General features: G+C 58.2%; 16 protein-coding genes. 9 read left to right on the forward strand and 7 right to left on the reverse strand.

The window, feature by feature from the left end; genetic code table 11:
- The first annotated feature begins 23 nt into the window (after nucleotides 1-23).
- Nucleotides 24-1,673: a hypothetical protein gene (locus tag EQG79_RS17080; RefSeq protein WP_129602782.1), complete on the forward strand. Its 1,650-nt coding sequence runs from the start codon at nucleotides 24-26 to the stop codon at nucleotides 1,671-1,673.
- A 168-nt stretch (nucleotides 1,674-1,841) separates the two neighbouring features.
- On the opposite strand, the gene EQG79_RS17085 is transcribed toward EQG79_RS17080, so the two are convergent.
- The 4 genes from EQG79_RS17085 to EQG79_RS17100 form a co-directional block, all read right to left on the reverse strand.
- A complete protein-coding gene (locus EQG79_RS17085; protein ID WP_077922583.1) occupies nucleotides 1,842-2,363 on the reverse strand; it encodes a RidA family protein in 522 nt (173 codons plus the stop codon).
- Nucleotides 2,360-3,484, reverse strand: a complete 1,125-nt coding sequence (locus EQG79_RS17090) for an FAD-dependent oxidoreductase (protein ID WP_129602784.1) — start codon at nucleotides 3,482-3,484, stop codon at nucleotides 2,360-2,362. The genes EQG79_RS17085 and EQG79_RS17090 overlap by 4 nt, the downstream gene beginning before the upstream one ends.
- A 272-nt stretch (nucleotides 3,485-3,756) precedes the next feature.
- Nucleotides 3,757-6,969 carry a WD40/YVTN/BNR-like repeat-containing protein gene (locus tag EQG79_RS17095; protein WP_129602786.1) on the reverse strand — a complete coding sequence of 1,071 codons (3,213 nt, stop codon included), beginning with the start codon at nucleotides 6,967-6,969 and terminating at the stop codon, nucleotides 3,757-3,759.
- 600 nt (nucleotides 6,970-7,569) lie between these two features.
- Nucleotides 7,570-8,934 carry a M20/M25/M40 family metallo-hydrolase gene (locus EQG79_RS17100; RefSeq protein ID WP_129602788.1) on the reverse strand — a complete coding sequence of 455 codons (1,365 nt, stop codon included), beginning with the start codon at nucleotides 8,932-8,934 and terminating at the stop codon, nucleotides 7,570-7,572.
- Between the two features lie 78 nt (nucleotides 8,935-9,012).
- On the opposite strand from EQG79_RS17100, the gene EQG79_RS17105 reads away from it, so the two are divergent.
- The 5 genes from EQG79_RS17105 to EQG79_RS17125 all read left to right on the forward strand — a co-directional run bounded on the left by EQG79_RS17105 (nucleotide 9,013) and on the right by EQG79_RS17125 (nucleotide 16,042).
- Nucleotides 9,013-10,014 (forward strand): hypothetical protein, encoded by a 1,002-nt coding sequence (locus EQG79_RS17105; protein ID WP_129602790.1) that lies wholly within the window; start codon nucleotides 9,013-9,015, stop codon nucleotides 10,012-10,014.
- Nucleotides 10,015-10,098: 84 nt separating this feature from the next.
- The gene (locus EQG79_RS17110) at nucleotides 10,099-10,584 is read left to right on the forward strand and encodes a GNAT family N-acetyltransferase (RefSeq protein WP_129602792.1); all 486 of its coding nucleotides are present in this window, start codon (nucleotides 10,099-10,101) and stop codon (nucleotides 10,582-10,584) included.
- A gap of 103 nt (nucleotides 10,585-10,687) precedes the next feature.
- Nucleotides 10,688-11,908 carry a DUF5009 domain-containing protein gene (locus EQG79_RS17115; protein ID WP_129602794.1) on the forward strand — a complete coding sequence of 407 codons (1,221 nt, stop codon included), beginning with the start codon at nucleotides 10,688-10,690 and terminating at the stop codon, nucleotides 11,906-11,908.
- Between the two features lie 183 nt (nucleotides 11,909-12,091).
- Entirely contained in the window at nucleotides 12,092-12,694 is a 603-nt protein-coding gene (locus tag EQG79_RS17120; protein ID WP_129602796.1) for a Crp/Fnr family transcriptional regulator, read from the forward strand.
- A 117-nt stretch (nucleotides 12,695-12,811) separates the two neighbouring features.
- Nucleotides 12,812-16,042, forward strand: a complete 3,231-nt coding sequence (locus EQG79_RS17125; protein ID WP_129602798.1) for a TonB-dependent receptor — start codon at nucleotides 12,812-12,814, stop codon at nucleotides 16,040-16,042.
- 6 nt (nucleotides 16,043-16,048) lie between these two features.
- Here the strand turns inward: EQG79_RS17125 and mptB are convergent, their stop codons facing one another.
- The 3 genes from mptB to EQG79_RS17140 form a co-directional block, all read right to left on the reverse strand.
- On the reverse strand, nucleotides 16,049-17,401 hold the full coding sequence (mptB, locus tag EQG79_RS17130; protein ID WP_129602800.1) for a polyprenol phosphomannose-dependent alpha 1,6 mannosyltransferase MptB: 1,353 nt from the start codon (nucleotides 17,399-17,401) through the stop codon (nucleotides 16,049-16,051).
- Nucleotides 17,398-18,918 (reverse strand): cellulose synthase family protein, encoded by a 1,521-nt coding sequence (locus EQG79_RS17135; protein ID WP_077922593.1) that lies wholly within the window; start codon nucleotides 18,916-18,918, stop codon nucleotides 17,398-17,400. The genes mptB and EQG79_RS17135 overlap by 4 nt, the downstream gene beginning before the upstream one ends.
- Nucleotides 18,919-19,015: 97 nt before the next feature.
- Nucleotides 19,016-19,699 (reverse strand): glycosyltransferase family 2 protein, encoded by a 684-nt coding sequence (locus EQG79_RS17140; RefSeq protein ID WP_170315655.1) that lies wholly within the window; start codon nucleotides 19,697-19,699, stop codon nucleotides 19,016-19,018.
- Between the two features lie 129 nt (nucleotides 19,700-19,828).
- Between EQG79_RS17140 and EQG79_RS17145 the strand changes: the two genes are divergently transcribed.
- From EQG79_RS17145 to EQG79_RS17155, 3 genes are all read left to right on the forward strand, one after another.
- Nucleotides 19,829-20,629, forward strand: a complete 801-nt coding sequence (locus EQG79_RS17145; RefSeq protein ID WP_077922595.1) for a Rossmann-like and DUF2520 domain-containing protein — start codon at nucleotides 19,829-19,831, stop codon at nucleotides 20,627-20,629.
- Between the two features lie 158 nt (nucleotides 20,630-20,787).
- The gene (locus EQG79_RS17150; protein ID WP_170315652.1) at nucleotides 20,788-21,267 is read left to right on the forward strand and encodes a hypothetical protein; all 480 of its coding nucleotides are present in this window, start codon (nucleotides 20,788-20,790) and stop codon (nucleotides 21,265-21,267) included.
- Between the two features lie 51 nt (nucleotides 21,268-21,318).
- Entirely contained in the window at nucleotides 21,319-22,344 is a 1,026-nt protein-coding gene (locus EQG79_RS17155; RefSeq protein ID WP_129602804.1) for a WD40/YVTN/BNR-like repeat-containing protein, read from the forward strand.
- The last annotated feature ends 77 nt before the right edge of the window (nucleotides 22,345-22,421 follow it).

Raw genomic sequence — 22,421 nt, forward strand, 5'->3', positions numbered from 1 at the left:
AATCCCTATTTGTTCGTTGTTGTATGCGCACCGTCTGCCTGCTTGTTCTCCTCAGTTCATCGCTCACCGTCGCGCAGCCCGCGCGCACGGCCGTCGACTCTGTCATTGTAACCGGGCGCGTCCGAAACCTGTCGGCGCAGCTCTACCGCGAATCACCCACGGTGCTGGTCAGCCGCAACAATATTTTGCAGGCCAGCCGCGAGCTGGTACGCCCGGCTCCGCTCAATGTCGACGGTACGTTTCGAGTGTCGCTGCCACTGATTTATCCGCAGGAAGAACTGTATTTTACCTACGGCCGAATCTCCACTGCTTTCCTGGCCGCTCCCGGCACCCTCAGTATCGAACTTAATGCCGACTCGCTCTTCACGGCCGATGTTCCGTTCCGGTTTGGGGGCGTCAATGCGCAGGTGAACCAGCAGTTTGCCCGGTTTAAAGCCTTTGAAGCCTCTTTTAGTGGGAAGCCCAACCCTGCCAAGCTCAGCGAACAGGTAAGCGGCAAACAGGACGAAGCCGTATACCGCCAGGTAGCCACGGCTTTTCAGGCTCCGTTCCGGGCGTTCTCGACCAAAGAGAAACCGTTTCCGCTGCTGACCCGCTGGGTGGGCTGGAGCAATCGGTACAACGCGGCCTCGTTCCTGTACGATAAGGCCGGCTACGAAGAAGCCACCCTGGCCAAGTCGCTGAATGACTCCCTGCGCCCCCCCGACGATCAGCTGCTGACAGCCGCCCGGGCCACGGCCATGAACCGCTTTGGCACCTATGCTACCTCGCTCAGCACGGGCCGGACGACCAACGGACTACCCGTCGATGCCCTGGCGTCGCTGCTGCTCCGGTACGGCCGGAACCTGACCCAGACCGAACGAACCCGGCTCCAGAGCTACCAGACCACTAACAGCGCCAAAGCCTCGGACCTGCGCTTCTTTCAGGATCTGGTGAAGCGAAGCAGCGATACCATTCAGCGGCTGGCTACCTACGAAACGATGATCCGGCGCAGCAAATCGCAGTTCGACAGCGCGTCGGTCAGCTACCTGACGGCGTACTGGCTGGCCTATTCGCTTCCTACCCTCACGCTCGACTTTGCGAAGCTGCTCTACGCCTACGCCCGCCCGCAGATTACCGACCCCCAGCTGGGCCAATCACTCGATGAACTGTATGCACTGGAGGTAAAAGACAGCGTTCGTATCCGGGCAGCGGTACAGGCGTTCCGGAAAGCCGGGGATAAGCTGGACGGTACGGAGTTGTCGCCCGGGGTGTTCGTCACCAAAAACGACCTCCCGGCCGGTGGCGCGCTCTTCGATCGGATTGTCGGCACTAACCGGGGCAAAGTCGTGTACGTACTGATGACTACCGCCACCGAAGAAGCCGGCCAGCAGGCCGCCCTCGACGCCCAGCGGTTGCGAGCCAGGTACCGCAGCCGCGATCTCGCCCTGGTTTACGTTCCGGTGCCCGGCACCGACCCCAGTCTCTGGATCGAGTTTTCGACCAAACACAACCTCGCCGGTGATCACCTGCTGCTGACGGGCGAACAACTGCCCGAGCTGATGGAACGGCTGCGCCCCGATGATAGCCTGTCGGCAACGGTCATCAACCGCGTCGGTAAGATCGTGAAACGAAACGCCCCCTTGCCGGGCGCGTATGAGGAGGTCGGAAAAGTAATTGACAAGCAGCTGTAGGCTTCCGGGCTCAGACCTGCGCGAAAAAGCCGACCCGGAGCGGGGTCGGCCTTGCACGGTACGGACAGACTTACTTTTTTTGGTCAGGCGGGTGACAACGGCCCGGCTGGCTTAGTTGAGAACGACCCGTCGGCTGATGGTGGTAGGCTGCTCGGTAGCGTCGGTCCCCTACTCGATTTCGACCACCATTTCGATCTCCACGGCATAATTAGACGGCAACGCAGCCAGGCCTACCGCCGAGCGGGCGTGTTTGCCTTTCTCCCCAAATACGGCTACCAGCAGATCGGAGCAGCCGTTGACCACTTTAGGCTGATCGGTAAACTCGGGGGTCGAATTCACCATGCCGAGCACTTTGACCACCCGCTTTACCTTGCCGAGGTCGCCTATCTCGGCTTTGAGCGACGACAGCAGCGCGATGGCGCACAGTTTGGCGGCTTCGTAGCCCTGTTCCGTGGCCAGGTCTTTACCGAGTTTGCCCGTTATGCCCGTGCCGTCGGGCCGGTTCGAGACGTGGCCCGAGAGAAATACCAGATTGCCGGTGCGTACCGCTTTGATGTAATTGGCCAGTGATTTGGCAGGCGGAGCCAGCTCGATACCCAGGCTTTTGAGTTTGGCCTCCGCCGACTGAGCCCGTAGCTGACCAACCAGCAGAAACAGGCAGATGCCCAGTGAAGTAATGCTTTTTTTCATGCGTGGCGCATTTCGTTCATGACCTGTTGAATAACATCGACCCATTTTTCGGTATACTCCCGTTTTGGGGTTGTGTCCCAGTTGCCTACCAGCCCATTGCCGCCCAGGTAGATTCCATCTTTGCGGGAGATGATGTTAGCCCCCGGCACGTTCAGTTTGTAGGTTACTTCGCTCTGCGGGATCAAACACGCCAGCTGGCCCGATACGGGGGTCAGCTCCTCATCGTTGAAAATAGCTTTGGCACCCAGCCCCATGCAGTTGACCACGCAGGTCTCGGGCAGGGCGTCGATATCCTCGAGGGTTTTGATCTCCCGAATGGTCAGCTTACCCCCCAGCATCATGAACGTACTCAGCTGATAGTGCAGGTAACTCGGGATGTTGAACATCATGTTTGAGCGCCACGTGACATACGGAGCGCCGAACGGATGCTGCCGGCGACTCAGCGTTTGCCGTTCCGGCACCAGCCCGTCGAGATGAAACACCTCTCCCCCCAGCGACGGGTCGGACTGGCCCGTTGGTGGCTGATGGCTGACGTTGTATTCATCGACCCAGGCCGCGATGTCGTTCATGCCGAGCAAAAACTGAAAGGTCCGGAACGAGTAGCGGGTAGCCGCTTCCCACTGCTGCCGAAACGCGGCCGTCGCCACCTTAGGATCACACACGCGCGAAGCCGGTGACCAGGTTCCTGTGGCTAAGCTGCTCGTGACGTTGGGGGGCAGGTCTTTGGTATAGATTGTGACTTCGCACCCTTTTTCCTGCAACAGCCGGGCCGTGGCCAGTCCGACCGTGCCGCTACCCAGCAGCGCTACTTTTTTCACGCCCGTTACCAGCACCAGCTCCCGGGCCAGATGGCCCGTTCCCCACGAGAGCGACCAGCCACTGCCGCCATGGCCGTAATTGTGAACAATGGTTTTGTTGCCCAGCATCTCTTTTTCGATCCGGGGCCCCGACGCCCGGAACGGCCGCAGCCCGACGGTTTCCTTGACAATCCGGTCTCGGGAAAGCCTCAGCCTGGGCACCTGAAATACGGGGGGTTGCGACTTTCTGGCGCTGGGCACGCAACCGGAGGTCATGGCTACCGAACCCAGGCCTGCTGCGTACAAAAAATGCCGACGATCCATACGTACATGTTACTGAAAGTGAAGACAAAAGATGCCCTGTTAAAGCCATAGCTAAATACAGAATAAAACCAAGACTATCAAGGCTTTAAACAAAATAAAACAGCTTCATTATGAATTTTCACAAACTATAAATCTGCATTTATAGATAAAATAAGAATAATCATACTGTCGCTTCTTCTAGTTTGGCAATGTCCTTCACTATCCCGTAACGGCGGCCCGGTCGGGTACAGATACCGGGACTGTAGAGTCTGCCGGTCGTAGCCGCTGCCGGATTATCCCGTTGGCCGGAGTTTGCGCTGGATGGCCGGTTTCAGCGTGTCCAGCTTTTTGAGCTGCTCGGCCAGGCTCTTCGACAGCGCGTTGTACTGCTCGCCCTGCTGCTGAGTCGGCTTCGAATCGTCGGACTCCACGAAACCGCCCAGCGCGGTGAATTTGGTATTCAGCCGAACGGGGTGATTGGTCAGATCCTGGGTGGCTTTCGCTTTAGACTGGTAGAGCTCGTCTTCGATCCGGAGCAGCTGGTCTTTGAGTTCTTTCACCGCCTGATCATTCGTCGACTGGTAGGTGCTGTCGAGTTGCTGCCGCATCTGCCGGATCGACAAGACCCCTTTCCGAAGTTCGTTGAGCCGCTCCCGAATCTTGATGAGCAGATCGAACTGCTGCCTGAACTCCTCGGGGGTTGTTTCAATGCGGGGGTCTTTTACAATCTCAAAATCCTGGGTGTAGGTTTTACCGTCGACCGTTAGCTGTACTTTATAGGTGCCCGGCATGGCCAGCGGCCCCCGCGCCCGACCGTGGGTAACCGAGTTAGGGAGCGCGATGGGATCGGGATAGCGCATGTCTTCCCAAACAAAGGCATTGCCGCCAGCCGAAGCCGGCAAACTGATTTCCCGCCGGGCGGGGGGTGCAGGCTGCCGCATCTCAGCCACCCCCGCCGAATCTTTGCGACCCGTTGCCGATGCTGACCGGGGCGCTGTAGCAACGGCCGCGCTGCTCCTGAACGACTTGATCACCTGCCCGCTGGCGTCCAGAAAAGTCAGCGAAATCGGGGTTTTAGGCGTCTCAGCCAGGTAATAAACAACGCGGACGCCATTGGGCGGATTTTTGCCCAGCTCCGTATCGCCATTCGGTACGGGTTTTATGGCCGGGTCCATACCAGCCTTGAACCGGACGGTTGGGCGGGGTTTGAACAGATGCACAGCCGACTTCCGTACCGCATCGGTGAGCTGGTGCAGGGGCGTCAGGTCGTCCAGAATCCAGAACGACCGGCCGTGGGTAGCCGCTACCAGATCGTTATCTTGAATGGCCAGATCATGGATCGGAACCAGCGGCAGATTGAGCTGCATCGACTGCCAGTTGCCGCCATCGTTGAATGAGACATACAGCCCCTTTTCGCCCCCGGCGTAGAGGAGGCCCTTGCGCCGAGGATCTTCGCGGATCACCCGCATATAATCATCGTCGGGAATGCCCTGCGTGATTTTGGTCCAGGTTTTTCCGTAATCGCTGGTTTTGTAGAGATAAGGCCGGTAGTCATCCTGTTTGTATTTGAGGGCGGCAACGTAGGCGGTTCCCGGACTGTGGGGCGACGCGTCGATGATGCTGATCCGGGCAAAGGCGGGCATGTCGCGGGGGGTGACGTTTTTCCAGCTTTTGCCATTATCGAGCGACAGTTGCACGTAGCCATCGTCTGACCCTGTCCATAGCACCCCGGGCTTCACCGGCGACTCGGCCATGGCGAAAATGGTCCCGTACCACTCGACCCCGGTATTATCGCGCTTGATAGGGCCCCAGTCCTTACCGATCGACTGATCGTCGAGTGTGGGCGTTTTTTCGAGGGTGGCCGGGTCGGAGCGGGACAGGTTGGGGCTGATCACCTGCCAGCTCGCGCCCTGATCGGTTGAGCGGTGTACGTACTGCGAAGTAGCATATAGCACTTTCGGATTATGGGGCGACACCATAACGGGGTAGGTCCACTGAAAGCGGTAGGCCAGATCGGCCGAGCCGTAGCCGTACATATCGTCCGGTATGACTGACACGTCTTTGAGCTGGTTGGTTTTCAGGTTGAGCCGGGTCAGCCAGTGGTGGTTAGCCGCAAAAATTACGGTGGGGTCGTTTTTGTCAAACGCTATATAACCCGATTCGCCCCCGCCCACATCGTAGTTCTGATCCGGGTAGATGGCGCCGTAGTCGGACCGGCTGGGGATCGAAATGGTGGAGTTATCCTGCTGGGCGCCGTAGATACGGTACGGAAATTTGTTGTCCGTAATGACGTGGTACATCTGGGCCGTGGGCTGGTTATAGATGGTCGACCAGGATTTGCCGCCGTCGTAGGTCAGCGTGCCGCCCCCGTCGTTAGCCTGTACCATCCGGTTGGTATCGGTCGGGTCGATCCAGAGCTGGTGGTTGTCGCCATGAGGTGTATCGACGCGTTTGTACGACTTGCCGCCATCGGTCGACTTCCACATATTGATATTTAGCACCCAGATCGTTTCGCTGTTTTTCGGGTCGGCGGTCAGGTGGTGGTAGTACCAGGGCCGCTGAAACAGATCGGCAAACTGGCTGACCAGCTGCCAGGTCGCGCCGGCATCGTCGGTCCGGTAAACGCCGGTCTGTTCGTTTTCCGCTTCGATAATAGCCCAGATCCGGTTCGGTTTCGAGGGCGACAGCGCCAGCCCGATACGGCCCCGGTTCGTGCCGGTCGGTAAGCCGGTATTGCGGGTAATGTCGGTCCAGGTGGTGCCACCATCGGTCGACTTATGAATACCGGCCCCCGGCCCCGCGCTGCGAACACCCCATGGAAACCGCCGAAACTCGAAGGTGGACGCATACAGGGTTTTCGGATTGGTGGGGTCGATGGTCAGGTCGATGGCGCCTACATTGGGGTTTTTGTAAAGTACCTTTTTCCAGGTTTTGCCACCATCCTGGGTGCGGAAAACGCCCCGCTCTTCGTTGGGTCCGAAGGCGTGGCCGAGCGCGGCTACGTAGACGATGTCGGGGTTGGTCGGGTCGATCAGTACCGAGCCGATGTGCTGGGTATCGGTCAGGCCGACATGGGTCCAGGTTTTGCCCGCGTCGGTCGACTTATACACGCCATCGCCGGGCGCCAGGTTGCCCCGCAGCGTATGCTCGCCCATACCAACGTATATGATATTCGGGTTTGACGGGGCTACCGCAATGGCCCCCACCGACCCCATCCGAAAGAAACCGTCGGATATGTTCTGCCAGGTGATGCCGCCATTTTCGGTTTTCCAGACGCCACCGCCTGTTGTACCCATGTAGGCCACCAGCCGCTCGGTCGGATGCCCCGCCACGGCTACCGATCGACCACCCCGAAAAGGGCCAACCAGCCGCCATTGCATGGCTTTCATGACCGAAGCGGCCATGGTTGCAGATGCTGGCTGGTCAGGAACCGACTGAGCAGACGCCGGACGATGAACGCTAACCAGCAAGGAAATGAGGATGTGAACCAGGAGAAGTCGACGCATAGGGAAAGACAGAAAAGTATGGCTGAGCGTATCAGTATGATAAAGGCATGGCGTGGCAGGATCAGCCAGCGCGTGAAACCTTACCGGTCTACAATGCTACAAAAAGCAATTTTAACATTATTCTGTCTACATAAAATTTTTCAAAACATATATCTAATTATAAACATTTCTACAATACATTATATTGATTTTAGGCAAATTTTAACTAGTCACGGCCTTTCATCAATCGGGAGATTTTCCCTGCGAGAATTCTACAGGAGCGTATTACGACCCTACGGGGCTTTATCGGTGGAGAGCACCCAGCGTTTCTACGAACAGCTCACCCCGCCGGGGTTTGTTATTCGCCCACGAATCACCTGATTTACCCCATCAAGTCCCGGTAGGGGCGGTATGTCACTAGAAAATATCCGCCTGATCTTACATCTGGCCCCGCTGGGACCGGGGTATCAGAACCAGCCGCAACGAAAACACCTGACAACCCGTTGCCATGTCTTCGATACACGGCTCACCCCCGAAAACGGCTGTTTATCTGGCAACAAAAACCCCTGAAACGTCTACAGCAAGACGTTTCAGGGGTTAGGCTAAGCAGGGTATCTGTGCCTACAGGCCGTGCGTATCGAGCAGGTATACAAGAGCCGCCATCGAAGCAGCGCCCAGCTCCAGCTCCCGCTTACTGACGGTTTCGAAGGTATCGACCGACGCGTGGTGATAATCGAAGTAGCGCTGTGAGTCGGGCTTAAAGCCGAACAACACCGTACCGAGCTGCGCCAGCGGGCCAATGTCGGCACCACCGCTACCGGCGCCAATCTCGGCCAGGCCATAGGGAGCCAGCAGCGGTTTCCAGGGGTCTACTTTGGCGCGCTGGGCGGGCGTACCGACAATACCGAATCCGCGCGGGGTAAAGCCACCATTGTCGGACTCGACGGCCGCTATATGCTTTTCGTTGTTCTGCTTCGCCAGATCGGCGTACTTGACACCGCCCCGCAGCCCGTTCTCTTCGTTCATGAACATAACCGCCCGGATTGTCCGCTTTGGTTTGTAGCCCAGCGCTTTCATTACCCGCAGCACTTCAATGGCCTGTACGCAGCCCGAACCGTCGTCATGCGCCCCTTCGGCCAGGTCCCAGGAGTCGAGGTGGCCGCCCACGACGATGATTTCGTCGGGTTTCTCGCTACCGCGCAGTTCGCCCACCACGTTATAGGATTTGGCATCGGGCAGCGACTCGCAGTTCTGTTTGAAATAGAACGTCAGACCCGGGTTTTCTTTGAGCGATTTACTGAGCAGGTCGGCCCCGTTGGTGCTGATGGCCGCCGTCGGAATCAGGGGAACACCGGTTGCGTAGCGCATACCGCCCGTATGGGGGCTATCGTCGGCGTTGCTGGCCATCGACCGTACAATAGCACCCACCGCGCCCAGTTTGGCCGCTTCGGTAGCCCCGTTAGCGCGTTGCTCAACCGCCCCGCTGTAGGCTTCGAAAGTGTTGATTTTGGTCGGATCCATGGGCCGGTTGAAGAACACGATCTTGCCTTTGACCTTTTCAGGGCCGAGCGCCCGCAGTTCGGGGAAGCTTTTGACCTCAATAACCCCCGCTTCGACTCCCTTGGGGCTGGTAGCGACCGAGCCACCCAGCGCAGCAATGGGAACCGTTGTTTTCTTTGACCCGATGCGGAAGTAGGCTTCTTCTTTAGCGCCCCGTACCCAGTGCGGCACCATCACTTCCTGCAAAAATACCCGATCAAAACCCTGCTGCTCCATCAGCTGTTTGGTCCAGTCGACGGCTTTCTGCGCCCCGGTCGAGCCACTCAGGCGGGGGCCAATCTGTTTGGTCAGGTGCCGCAGCCATTCGTAGGATTTGCCGTGGGCCAGGGTTTCGTTGTAAATAGATCGGATGGCAACCGAGTCGGCGTTTTGCGCCTGGACAGTAGCCACAACGAGACTAAAGAGAAGCGTAATTGTTTTTTTCATAGCAGGTCGATTCTGGGAGTAAGGGAGCAATATACGCAAATCGGTACTTTTGTACGGTTCATCACACATGGCTGGTTTATGACGCAGGCTCCTTCATCTCAACTTATTCGGATTGCCCGCCCCGGCACCGACAACTCCAGCCACTCGAAAGCGCAGCGGGAGTTTAACCGGCTCACCGAGACCATCAGCACCCTCGAAGCCGAGATCGCTACCCTCCGGACATCGGCTCATACGCTGCAGCAACGCCTGCGGGCCGAATACCTGCCGCTGCTGCACAGCTACAACCAGCAGCGGGCCGAGCTGGTCCGGCTGTTCGACCGGGCCTGCGACCGCCCCGAAACTACCCGATCGGAACGGCGTAAACTGATCGACCAGATCATAACCCTGGCCGACGAACTCGTGAATGAACACGGTCTGGACGACCTCCGCCCCCTGCTCGACAAATACGACCCGGGTAACAGGAACACCGACGATGACATCTCAACCGAATCGGAACCGGCCCAGCCAGCCGAAGAGCCGTCTGCCGGCCCACCGCCCGGCGACCCAGCGAACCAGAAAGCGAAATCGGCCAAAAAGCAGGCCCGCGACGCCAAACGCCAGCTCGACGAACGAAACAGCACCAAAGCCGTTCGGACGCTGTATATGGATCTGGTAAAAACGTTTCACCCCGACCGCGAGCCCGACGAAGCCGAGAAGGAGCGCAAGACCACTATCATGCAACGGGTAACGGAGGCCTACGAGAAAAGCGACCTCATGGCCCTGCTCCGGCTCCAGCTGGAGTTCAACCGCATCGATCAGCAGCAGCTCGACACGCTCGTCGATGAGCAGCTTCGGTACTACAACCGCATTCTCAAACAGCAGGCCGACGAGCTGAACGATGAACTGGCCCGGATCAGGAGCCAGCTGGCGTCTATCTTCGGCAAGCCCGCCGTTCTGCTCAACTCGACGCTGAATCTGGAATACAGCCTCGCCAGCGACATTCGCGCCTTGAAACGGGCCCTCAAAACTGTAAAGAGCGATCTGAAAGCCCTGCGCGACCCGGCGGTCCTCAGCCTCTGGCTCAACGCGTATCAACGGTAGTAGCCTGTACTTTTCCAGACTCGTTGTACGTCTCAGTTGTGCTTTTATACATAATGAACTGCCATACATCCACCTGTAACTACAATGATTGAAATCCGTAAGGCCATCGCTGATGATCAGGAAGCCATCTGGCTCATCATCAAAGAGGTAATAGCCACAGGCGACACCTACTGCTTTGCGCCCAATTCGTCGAGAGAAACGATGCTGGCCTACTGGTGTGGCTCCGACAAGCATACGTACGTAGCCGTTGTTGATGGTAACGTGGCAGGAACGTTCATCCTGAAAGACAATCAGGTAGATCTGGGCTCACACATAGCCAATGCCTCCTACATGGTCTCTTCCGGGCATGAGGGTCGGGGTATAGGCCATCAGCTGGGAACCTACTCCATTCAGGAAGCCCAACGACTGGGATACAGAGCGCTCCAGTTCAATATAGTTGTCAAGAGCAACGAGCGGGCTGTTCGGCTATGGAAAAAACTCGGATTTGCCATCATCGGCGAGATTCCGGAGGCATTTAACCACGCGCAACGGGGCTACACGAATGCCTATATCATGTATCGAAAGCTGTAGTGTAGCATCGGGGTGGCCAGGGCAGCATCGCTTGCCTTAGCTTAATCAGTATACCTTTAGGGATACTATACTTATACGGATGCCTAAACCGTCGACACGCCACATGACCCAGCCAGAAACAAGCCACCTGCTACACACAACCGTCTCCGACGCGCCGGTACGGGTTACGGCCATCGACCTGCTGCGGGCCGTAACCATGGTCCTGATGATTTTCGTCAACGATCTGTGGTCGCTGACGGCTATTCCGGCCTGGCTTGAACACGTACCTCAGGGCGTTGACGGCATTGGCCTGGCCGATACCGTTTTTCCGGCCTTTCTGTTCATCGTCGGCATGTCGCTGCCGTATGCCGTCGATGCCCGGCGTAAGAAAGGCAGTAGCGACAGGGCGCTGGTTGGTCACGTGATCAGCCGGTCGGTGGCGCTGCTGGTTATGGGTGTCTTTCTGGTCAACGGTGAGTCGATCAACGAAGCCGCCACGGGATTGCAGCGGGTGGTCTGGAATACGCTGTCGTGTCTGTCGTTCATCCTGATCTGGAACGCCTATCCCAAAACCTGGCCGGCCTGGGCAGCCAGTCTTGGCAAAGTAACCGGTATTGGCTGTCTGCTGGTGCTGGCCTTCGTATACCGGGGTGGTGACGCGGAGCTGAGCCGGTTCGAAACCCACTGGTGGGGCATTCTGGGGCTCATTGGCTGGTCGTATCTGGCCGCGGCTCTGGTTACGGTTTTCGCTCATGACCAGCTGCCCGTTCTGATACTGGCCTGGGTCGGTTTTGCCCTGCTGAGTATGGCCGACCACGCGGGTCTGCTGCCCGACCTGGTCCGGACCATTCCCGGTGCTATCAGCGGAGGCACGCTGGTTGGCCTTACCATGGGGGGCGTGGTAGCCGCAACGCTCTTTCGGCGGTACCATAGCCAGGCCGACATCAACCGGATGACGCTGATTTTTCTGCTGATCTCGGCGGGGCTAATCGCCCTCTCGGTATACACCCGGCCTTTCTGGGGGCTGAGCAAGCTGGGCGCTACGCCCGCCTGGCTGTTTCTGTGCAGTGCGTTTACGCTGCTGGCCTTCACGGCGATCTACTGGCTCGCCGATGTGGGCAAAAAAGCCCGTTGGTTTACCCTGATCAAACCCGCCGGCACCGACACCTTACTTTGCTATCTCCTGCCGTATTTCGCCTACGCCTTCACGACGGTACTGGCTATTCATCTGCCTGACGGGCTGCTGATCGGGGGCGTCGGTCTGCTCAAGTCCCTGTTGTTTGCCATCCTCTGCGCCTGGGTAACAGGCCGGTTAAACAAGGCAGGCATACGGCTGAAGCTGTAACAGAGAGGCTCCTGTGCCGGCCAGCCGCAACGGCAGAGTCCGATAGAGTGGCCGGGCAGCCGACCGGGTCTGTTATCATATTATTAACCCATCCGTTCTGGCGGTCTTTGTTCGTAGTTTAGTTGCTCCATTACCGCCGGAGCAGCCTGGTTGCGTTCTGGCGGGAGCAACGAACCAGTTTCTATGAACGGCTCAACGGTACAGCAATATTTACTCAGTCAGGCCCATGCGTTCAACCAGGTACGCATCCGGACCTTCGACAAAGGGGCGTTCGTTTACCAGCCCGGCGATCCGCAAACCCATATTCACCTGATCGATAAGGGCGTCGTGAAAATTGGCAGCTACTCGACCGAGGGCGAGCGGGTTACCTACGATGTGCTACAACCCGGCGAGTTTTTCGGCGATCTGAACTACCTCGGCAACGGTATCGAGTTCTTCGAATTTGCCAAGGCCCTGACCCGGCTGGTAGTCGTATCGATCGATACGGTTTATTTCAGGCACCTGATTATCCACGACCCCTTCATGTCGGACTGGTTCAACGCCAGCGTGGTTCGGCGGTGGTGGAAAGCCGAAACCCGCCTGCTTCACATGACCCGTGGCGATATTGAAACTCGCCTGGCCAACCTCCGCCGGGAATACAGCAAACCCGTGGCTTATGGCGAACCGAAAAACCCGGACGTCTTCAGCCTGTTATCGCTCCAGGACCTGGCCGACCTCACCGGCACGACCCGCCAGACCATGTCGAGAAAGCTGAAAGAGTTGGCCGAACCGGTGGCGGTTTATTAACATTTCTGTTCGTGTATGAAGCCAGTATGAACAGTTGAAAAGGCGTTAACTTTTAACATACTCCTCCCGACGGGCTGCCTGACTTTTGCGAGTCAGTACTAACCAGCAACGCTCGTCATGAGGAAACATCTAACGTATTTATTCAGCCTTGTCCTATGTAGTTTACTAGCGTGCCTTACCAGCGCGACGTACGGACAAACGACCGATGCCAGCATTACTGGCTTGATCAAAGCGGCCGATGGGCAACCCCTGCCCGGCGCCACCATTACCGCCCGCAACGAATCGACCGGATTCAAGACCAGCACCGTGTCGAACGTCGACGGTCGGTTCATCATCCGGCAAACGCCCCTTGGCGGTCCCTATACCCTTACCGTTTCGTACGTTGGCTTCGCTAACCAGTCCCGCACCGGCTACCGCATCAACCAGGGCGACCAGCTCACGGTAAATTTTGACCTGACCGAAAACGCCAGCGAGCTCCAGGAAATCCGCGTTACCGAAAACGCCCTCAAAAACCGCGTCGACCGGCTCGGCGCCACCACCGCCATAACGGCCGATAACATTGCCAAACTACCCGTCAACAACCGGAGTTTTACCAACCTGCTGGCCCTGTCGCCCCTGAGTAACGGCGGTAGTGTGGGCGGTCAGCTTCCGTCGTCGACCAACTACCTCATCGACGGGGCCAGTGCCCGCAACAACCTGACCAGCGGGGCGCTCGGCAGCGGACCGTATTCGCTCTCGCTCGAAGCCATTCGCGAGTTCGAGATCAGCACCAACGACTACGACGTCACCAAAGGACGCCAGGGGGGCGGGTCGGTCAGCGTGGTTACCAAATCGGGTACGAATACCGTTACAGGAACCGCGTTTACCTATTACAACGCCGACGGCCTGTCGAGCCCGCGCGACATCCGGGGCAACGTGCGCACGGTCGATTTTTCGCGCTTCCAGTACGGCTTCAGCCTCGGTGGTCCGATCATCAAAGACAAGCTTCACTATTTTGTGGCGCTGGACCGGCAAACCGAGTCGGCCCCGTTCTACATTGCCGACATCCGGACCGACGCAGATGCCATTGCCCTCGGTATCAGCAAGGCCGTTCTGGACAGTGTTATTACGATTGGTCGCGAGAAATACGGCCTGAGCAACACCCAGCAGGTAGGCGAGTTTAACCGGCAAACGGTAGCCAATACGCTCTTTACCCGGCTCGACTGGCAGATCAACCCCAAGAACGTACTGACGATCCGGAACAACTTCAGCAACTGGAACAACCCCAACAGCAATAACGACAACTCGGCCATCAACCTGTTCGAGGTATACGGCAGCTTCAAATCGCTGGAAAACAGCACCCTCGTATCGCTCCGCTCGACCCTGAAACCGACGCTGATCAACGAACTGAAAGTACAGTACCAGCATGCCACCCGGAACTACGAAGCCAACAGCCTGCTGCCATCGGCCAACATTCCGCGGGCCATCGTGACGGTACGGTCGCTGCTGCCCAACAACCGCACGGCCACAACCTCGGTGCAGCTGGGCGGACAGCGGTTCACCCCGGAGCGGAACATGGAAAACCAGATTCAGCTGGCCAACACCCTCTATTGGAACAAAGGCCGGTATAACTTCGCCTTCGGTACCGACAATACGCTGACCTATCTGGACACGTATATCTCGAACGAGCAGAACGGGCGGTTCATTTTCAACAGCCTGAGTGAGTTCAACAACCTGAATCCGTCGCGATACGCCCGCGAAGTACCCACCAACGGCATTCCGTCGGTGCAGCAGTACGTGCTGAACGCATCGCTGTTCGGGCAGGTGCAGTTCAACCCGCACCCCGACGTGGCCGTACAGGCGGGTCTGCGCTGGGACATGACCAGCTACCTGACCAAGGGCGATTACAACCCGGTGGTGGAGCGGGAACTGGGGCTGCGCACCGACGCCAACCCGACCGACTGGAACAATATTCAGCCGCGGTTTCAGCTGACCTGGAACCCGGGCAACAAAAACCGCGATATTCTCCGGATTGGCGGTGGGGCTTTCTCGGCCTACGTGATCAACTACGCCCAGGTCAACAACATCCAGAATACCGGTACCAAAGTAGCGGCCATCGACGTAACGCGGCCGGCTAACCCGAGCCTGCCCAACCCCGTACCGCGCCCCGACTTCGTCTCGTACCGGCGCGACCCCAACACCGCGCCGGGCGTACCATCGGGCACCAGCGTCGTTTCGACCATTAACCTCAACGACCCCAACTTCCAGGTGCCGACGATCTACAAAGCCAATATTTCGTACAGCCGTTTTCTGGGCGATAACGTTCGCCTAGGCGCCAACCTGCTCTATACGCGCACGGTCAACAACTACGTATATATCGATCAGAACCTGGTCGATCAGCCCGCCTTTACCCTGAGCAACGAAGCCAACCGGGCGGTGTTCGTGCCGGCCAGCAGCATTGCGCCCAACAGCGGCCAGACCAACAACGTGCTGGGCCGGAAGACGCAGGCCGTGGGCCGTACGCTCATGCTCACCAACGGGGCCAAACTGCAGACCCTCTCGCTGGTACTCGACGGTGAAATCCGGCTGCCGCGCGATGGGTCGCTGGCATTCAGCTACACCTGGAACGATGCCCGCGACAACACTTCCTACAACGGCAACGTAGCCAATACGTCTACCTTCCGGCCGGTCAAGAGCGACCCGCGCAGCCTGGACGAGATCAATTACTCCGACAACCAGTTCCGGCACAAACTCGTGGCCTACGGCTCTACCCCATCGGTGGCCGGTCTGGTGCTCAGCGTCCGGTTCACGGGTCTGGGTGGCACGCGCTACTCGCTGCTGGTCGACGGCGATATCAACGGCGACTTCGTAGGCGGGCCCGGCAACGACAACGATCTGGCCTTTGTCTTCAACCCGAACAGTCCGGAAGTGGCCCAGGCCGTTCGGACGTCCATGCAGCGCGTCCTCGACAACCCCGACAACCGGGCCGCCGACTACATTCGCAGCAGCCTCGGCACCATTGCCAACCGCAACGGGGGCGAAAACCCCTTCTCAGGCACGTTTGATGTGCGGCTCTCGAAGGTGTTCAAAACGTTCAGGACCCAGAAGCTGGAGCTATCGGTCGATGTGTTCAACTTCGCCAACTTCCTGGGGCAAACGCTGGATGGCGTGACGACCAAAGGCACCGAAGCCACATCGGCCCGCAACTGGGGCGGTAACTTCAACCTCAGCAACCAGACGCTGCTGGTCCCAACGGGCTTCAACCCCGCCACCCGCCAGTACACCTATCGGGTCAACGAAAACGTAGGTACAACGCAGAAAAACGGAACGCCCTACTCGGTACAACTCGGCGCCCGGTATTCGTTCTAAGCTGGCTCAGGCTGGTTCCGAAAAGCCATTGGTCGACAGGCCGATGGCTTTTTTTTCGGGCTTTGCCGGCTGCCGGATCTCCGCGATCATCACCGCCAGTACGAGGGTGTATTCGAGCGCCGTGAGCCAGAGGTTCTCCTGATAGGCCGGGGTTCGGTAGGTATGATACGACAGCGGCACCAGCGCCGACCAGACCAGCGGATACCGGAACCGGGTAAAGACCGCAGCCGCCACCAGCGAGGCCAGATACCACGGATGCACGGTGGTGGCGAAGGCAAAATAAAGCGTCAGTGAGGCCAGCAGCTGGCTCGCTACGGGCACCCGGCGCCAGGCAAACGCAATCCAGAGCAGGCTAAACGTGGTGGTGACAGACAGCCAGGCCCCGATCAACCCGATGGCGTTGTAGCCCCTGATCCAGTACCCGATGGCCCGCAGCACGTAATACACACTGGCGTTGAACTCAAATTTCTGGAAGTAGAGATTGATACTCGAAAACACATTCCGGGCCAGATCGAGGCTGGCGAAGGGCGCAAACAGAAGGGCGGTAAACAAGCCCGTCAGCAGAGCGTAGCGCAGGCCCCGCTGCCAGCCCAGCCAGCGAACGGCGAGCGGGATCAGCAGCAACGGCAGGAGTTTGGTAGCCACCGCCAGCGCCAGCGCCCCCGCCGACATAACCCACCGATCCTGCACCAGCCACCAGACCGCCAGCAGAACCAGAAAGATCATAACGGCTTCGACGTGCAGGTTGCCGGTCAGCTCCAGAATAACGAGCGGGTTGAGGCCGTACAGCAGCGCCAGATTGGGCGGGTAACCCAGCCGACGCAGCAGCGTCGCCATCAGCCACAGGGTGCCGATTTCACTCAGCAGAATCGGTAGCCGAAGCCAGATCACATTCCAGAACAGGCTATTGCCCGACAGCCAGGCCGCCACGCCGAACAACGCCTGGTTAAACGGCGGGTATACGGTAAAATAGCCGGGTGAGTTCAGCTGCCGGAATAGCGTCTCGTTCAGCCCGGCCGCGGCAGCGATGTCGGTGCCGGGCAGCGCAGCAGGCAGATAGAGGTACGGGTTGAATCCATGGGCCAGCAGCCGCCCATCCCACACGAACCGGTATACGTCGTCAGAAAGGCAGGGTATACTCAGCAGCAGGAGCAGCCGAAAACCAATAGCCGACGCGAACAGAAACCGATCGACCGGCCCCGCTGCGGCACGCCGGACAACCAGCGCATACCCCAAAAATAAGCCCGTCAGCAACCCGATCAGCAGACCGAATTCCTGACGGGGTATGGCATACGCCAGTGTCAGATAGGCCGCAGCCGAAACCACCAGCCAGCCAATACGAAGAGGAGTTACGGTCATGCGCTCACCGTCCGCAACGGCGGGGGAGCAACCGGCTGACCGACCGGACGGCGCCCCGCGTGGACGAGCGAATATACGAAGACCATCCCGAACCCGACCATCAGCATGATGTGCAGGAAGAACATCCGGAAATCCTGGACGTAGAACGCCAGCACCAGCCCGCCCAGAAAATACAGCATCAGCAGGCCTTCGGCCATGGTGAGCCAGCTCAGCTGCCGACTAACGTACTTGTTAGCCGCCCAGCTGTCGGTAGCGGCTTTGACGTTGAACTTGGGCGTGCGCACAAAGGGCGTTTTGCGACCTATATAGCCTTCAATAACCGCAATGGTATTGTGCAGCGACAAGCCCATCATCAGCGACGAATACATGGGAAAATACCAGCCCAGTTTAGCCGGACTTTCGCGCTTGAGCAGCCAGAACGGAATGCCGTAGAACGACAGCAGAATCAGCAGGTTAAACTGGAACAGATTGATGATAAAAAACACCCACTCCCACTCCGGGTGCCGACTACGGATATAGATCAGCGGTACGCTCATCACGCCCAGCACCAGAACCAGAATAAAGGTAGCGCTGCTGAACAGGTGGTAAAACGCATGAATCTTGACGGATAAGGACACGCCCGGTGTACGGAGGACCTTGACGAACAGCTTGCGGGCACACTCGGCCGCGCCCTTCATCCAGCGGTACTGCTGCGACTTCAGCGCGTTCATGGCCACCGGCAGCTCGGCGGGCGACCCAACGTCCTGCCGATATACGAATTTCCAGCCCCGCAGCTGCGCCCGGTAGCTGAGGTCGAGGTCTTCGGTCAGGGTATCGCTCTGCCAGCCACCCGCGTCGGCAATGGCTACCTTCCGCCAGACGCCCCCCGTCCCGTTGAAATTGGCTAGAAACCCACCCGCATACCGGCCGCTCTGCTCAATCGTAAAGTGGGCGTTGAGCCCAAACGCCTGCAGCTGGGTCATGAGCGAAAAGTCTTCGTTCAGGTGCTCCCAGCGCGTTTGTACGATTGCCACTTTAGGATCGGCAAAGTGCGGAACGGTTTTGAGCAGAAAATCGGGGTCGGGAACAAAGTCGGCGTCGAAGATGGCAATGAACTCGCCTTTGGCAAATTCGAGACCGTAGCCTAACGCCCCCGCCTTGAATCCTTTCCGCTCGGGTCGGCGCACGTGCTCGATGTCGAGCCCCCGCCGTTGGTATTCGGCTACCTTGGCCGCAATGATCGCCACCGTTTCGTCGGTCGAGTCGTCGAGTACCTGTATGTCGAGTTTATCGCTGGGGTAGTTAAGCTTTGCTACGGCATCGATCAGTCGCTCAACCACGTACAGTTCGTTATAGACCGGCAGCTGCACCGTTACGCGCGGCAGGCGGTCGGGCTGCGTCAGATCGGCCGACTGGATCATCTCACGCCGTTTTCGCTCCGTGCGCAGGTAGATGATGATCAGGCTTAGCTGACCGCAGTTGTAGAGAAACAACAGCATCAACGCCAGCCCGTATAGGATAAGCACCAGCACTTCCATGTTCGTTTTGATTCAGTCGTGACGTTGAGTAGGCAGGCAGAGTCGGGTGATAGGCGTGTTTCTTGTCCACATATTCGTTCAGCCCGGTTCCGTTCCCTCACCAATACTTAAATATAGTTGTAATGATCTTATAACCAGCCAGTACCGTTCCTTTCACGGTTCCCGATATTTTCGAGAAACCAATTCGTTTGCGGTAGTTGACGGGCACTTCTGTTGTTCGTAACCCCTGTTTGGCCGCTTTCAGCTGCATTTCTACCGTCCAGCCGTAGGTCGTATCCCGCATTCCCAGCGCCAGCAGACTATCGAACCGGATAGCCCGGAAGGGGCCCAGGTCCGTGTAGCGAACGCCATACAGCCAGCGCAGCAGGGTGGTTGCCAGCCAGTTGCCGAACACCTGCTGGGGTGTCATCGACCCTGACTCCCGATGCCCCAGCGCCCGCGATCCAATCACCAGATCGGCCGTGCCCGCAGCAATCGGAGCTACCACGTCCGGCATCTCGCCCGGGTAGTCGGAGTAGTCAGCATCAAGGAAAACTACAACATCTGGTTTTTGTTGCCGATTCTGAGCATAGGCGATGCCGCGCAGGCAGGCACGGCCATATCCCTGAATCGGTTCGTGCAGTACGGTGGCTCCGGCGCGGGCCGCTTCTACGGCTGTCTGATCATTGGAGTTGTTGTTAACAACGATTACTTCGTCGACCAGATGGGCCGGAATGTCACGAACCACCGAACCAACCGAGTTCTCTTCGTTAAAGGCGGGAATGATAACGACTATTCTCAAGAGCTGTTTATTCAAACGTGTACCAGGGGCGGTTTGCTGACAGGCGCGTTGAGCCGACACCGAACACCGATTAGCGCCCACATTACATCCATAAACTCTACTTCACCCAAAAAAATCCTATACTTGACCATGGAAATTTCGTTCATCGGTGCGGGCAACCTCGCCTGGCATCTGGCCCCGGCCCTCGAAAACGCGGGGCATCACATCAACGAGGTATATAGCCGACAGCTTCAGCACGCTCGCCAGCTGGTCAGTAACCTATACGACGCCCACACGCACTCCGATCTGAATTTTGCCGATAGCCCATCCGAATTGTTTGTCCTGGCCGTTCCGGACGATGCGCTCGAAACGGTCTGCTCGCGGCTGGTACTCCCCGAAAATGCGCTGGTCGTTCATACGTCGGGCAGTATGCCGCTCGATTCGCTGAGTCAGTGGCTCAGTATATACAGCGACGTTCCGGTGCGGGCGGGAGTTCTTTACGCGCTGCAGACCTTCAGCCGTGGCATTACCTTCATGCCCTTCGACGAAATTCCGCTCTGCCTGGAAGCCGCCGACACCGCCACGGAAGAAACGCTGGTTCAACTAGGCCAGCAGCTCAGCGACGTGGTCTACGTACTCACTTCCGACGAACGCCGGGTGCTGCACATGTCGGCGGTATTTGCCTGCAACTTCACCAACCATCTGCTGGCGGTGGCGCATGACCTCACCACGACCCAGGGACTGGAGTTCGATCTGCTCCGCCCGCTCATTACCGAAACTGTCAGGAAAGCCCTTGCCGCCGACAACCCCGCCGACGTGCAGACGGGTCCGGCCCGCCGGGGCGACCTGGGCACCATTGAAAGTCACCTTCAGTTACTGACCGATCAGCCCCGCCTGTCGGAGATCTATCAGGTCATGACGACCAGCATCCGACGCCGGTATGAGCCTTAATTAGCGCGTTATGACGTATTTTCGCAAAATTCTACAACCTGAGTGGAGTAATTTTTGTAATAAAGTGGTTATGCAACTAGTTGTAATTACTGGCGATATTTGTTTAGCTTACCCATCGCCGTACTAATTCTCCTGAATCTGTGTCTACCAATCATTATTTGATCCATACACTCCTGAAGCCATATCTGGCGGGTTTATCGACCGAAGCAGAGAAAAAGGAGCTGGAAAGGCTACTGGCCGAAGATCCTGATCTTGTGGCGCAGATCGAAGAGGTAGAAGCAGGTCTCGAGCACTATCTGCAAAAAAACGCGGTGCCGCCCCCGCCCAACCTCGACTCGGCCATCTGGCAGCGCATCAACGGTACGGAAATTCAAAAGCGGGAACCCCAGCAACGCACCCAGGCCCCGCCACCGGCCCCCGAACCAGCCAGATCACCCTATATCGATGTCGAGGTCAGCAATACCCACATTCAGGTACACAAACACTGGCGTACGGCCTTTATCGCGGTATTCATTCTCTCAAAGGTCTTCCTGATTCTGGGGCTCTATTACTATTTCAAGGCCAGTAGTCAGGAGCAGGAGATCGAACGGCTCAAAGCCACCGTTCAGCAAACGGCACCCGCCGGCCGGCTCCCCTGAGCGCCCTGACCAACCGGCCACCGGCTACACGCATGTGTTAAGACCCGTTTTATGAAGATTTTCAGTAGCCTGCTTCTCGCGTTTCTGCTCCCCATCACGTCTGTACTGGCGCAGTGGCAACCGCAATCGGTACAGACCGACGCCCACTTCCGGTCGGTCAGTATGGCCAGCCCCGATGTTGTCTGGCTGGGCGGTTCAAAAGGCACCTTCGTTCGCACCACAGACGGGGGCCAGACCTGGCAAACCGGTACCGTTCCCAACGCCCAGGACTGCGACTTCCGCGATGTTCAGGCTATCGATGCCCAGACGGCCTTGCTGATGAGCGCTGGTCCGGCCGAGAAAGGACAGGCCCGACTCTACAAAACGACCGATGCAGGCCAGACCTGGTCGCTGGTGTATCAGACGCAGCAGCCGGGCGTATTTTTCGACGGCCTGGATTTCTGGGACAAACAGCACGGCATCGTTTTCAGCGATCCGGTCGATAACAAATGGGTGGTTCTCACGACCGATAACGGTGGCCAGTCCTGGCAGCCGGTACCACCGGGGAACCTGCCCCTCATGCAGCCCGGCGAAGCAGCCTTTGCCGCCAGCGGTACCAGCCTGGTCGTTCAGGGCAAACGAAATGTTTGGATTGCATCAGGCGGTTCTACGAGCGGTCGTGTATTTCGGTCCAGAGACCGGGGCCGCAGCTGGACGGTTACCACTACGCCCCTGCCCGCCGGTGAGGCAACGGGCCTGTTCGGCATGCGGTTCTTCAGCGAGAAGGTAGGAGTGGTCGTAGGCGGCAATTACAAAGCAGAGAGCCAGCCCGGCCCCAACGCAGCCATCACCCGCGACGGGGGCCAGACCTGGGAGCGGCTGACCGAAACCAACCCGCCCGGCCTGAAAGAAGCCGTGGCGCTACTGCCCGGCGACCGGCTGCTGGTCGTAGGTCCGACGGGTACCAGCCTATCGGCCGATCAGGGCCAGACCTGGCAACGGCTCGATACCGAAGGGTTCCACGCCGTAGCCTGCCTGAAGGGTACCTGCTATGCCGTGGGCGCCAAAGGGAAAGTCAGCAAGCAGGTCTTTAAGTAGGACCAATGAACGGCCATCAGCGCAGCCGGTGTCTCACGATAACAGCCAGAACCGCTTCAGCCAATAAAGTATAAACC

It is taken from the genome of Spirosoma sordidisoli, assembly GCF_004138325.1.
Classification (GTDB): domain Bacteria; phylum Bacteroidota; class Bacteroidia; order Cytophagales; family Spirosomataceae; genus Spirosoma; species Spirosoma sordidisoli.

Coding starts and splice junctions, on each gene's coding strand:
- EQG79_RS17080 (WP_129602782.1), top strand. CDS start 24: ATGCGCACCGTCTGCCTGCTTGTTCTCCTCAGTTCATCGCTCACCGTC.
- EQG79_RS17085 (WP_077922583.1), bottom strand. CDS start 2,363: ATGAAAAAAAGCATTACTTCACTGGGCATCTGCCTGTTTCTGCTGGTT.
- EQG79_RS17090 (WP_129602784.1), bottom strand. CDS start 3,484: ATGGATCGTCGGCATTTTTTGTACGCAGCAGGCCTGGGTTCGGTAGCC.
- EQG79_RS17095 (WP_129602786.1), bottom strand. CDS start 6,969: ATGCGTCGACTTCTCCTGGTTCACATCCTCATTTCCTTGCTGGTTAGC.
- EQG79_RS17100 (WP_129602788.1), bottom strand. CDS start 8,934: ATGAAAAAAACAATTACGCTTCTCTTTAGTCTCGTTGTGGCTACTGTC.
- EQG79_RS17105 (WP_129602790.1), top strand. CDS start 9,013: ATGACGCAGGCTCCTTCATCTCAACTTATTCGGATTGCCCGCCCCGGC.
- EQG79_RS17110 (WP_129602792.1), top strand. CDS start 10,099: ATGATTGAAATCCGTAAGGCCATCGCTGATGATCAGGAAGCCATCTGG.
- EQG79_RS17115 (WP_129602794.1), top strand. CDS start 10,688: ATGACCCAGCCAGAAACAAGCCACCTGCTACACACAACCGTCTCCGAC.
- EQG79_RS17120 (WP_129602796.1), top strand. CDS start 12,092: ATGAACGGCTCAACGGTACAGCAATATTTACTCAGTCAGGCCCATGCG.
- EQG79_RS17125 (WP_129602798.1), top strand. CDS start 12,812: ATGAGGAAACATCTAACGTATTTATTCAGCCTTGTCCTATGTAGTTTA.
- mptB (WP_129602800.1), bottom strand. CDS start 17,401: ATGACCGTAACTCCTCTTCGTATTGGCTGGCTGGTGGTTTCGGCTGCG.
- EQG79_RS17135 (WP_077922593.1), bottom strand. CDS start 18,918: ATGGAAGTGCTGGTGCTTATCCTATACGGGCTGGCGTTGATGCTGTTG.
- EQG79_RS17145 (WP_077922595.1), top strand. CDS start 19,829: ATGGAAATTTCGTTCATCGGTGCGGGCAACCTCGCCTGGCATCTGGCC.
- EQG79_RS17155 (WP_129602804.1), top strand. CDS start 21,319: ATGAAGATTTTCAGTAGCCTGCTTCTCGCGTTTCTGCTCCCCATCACG.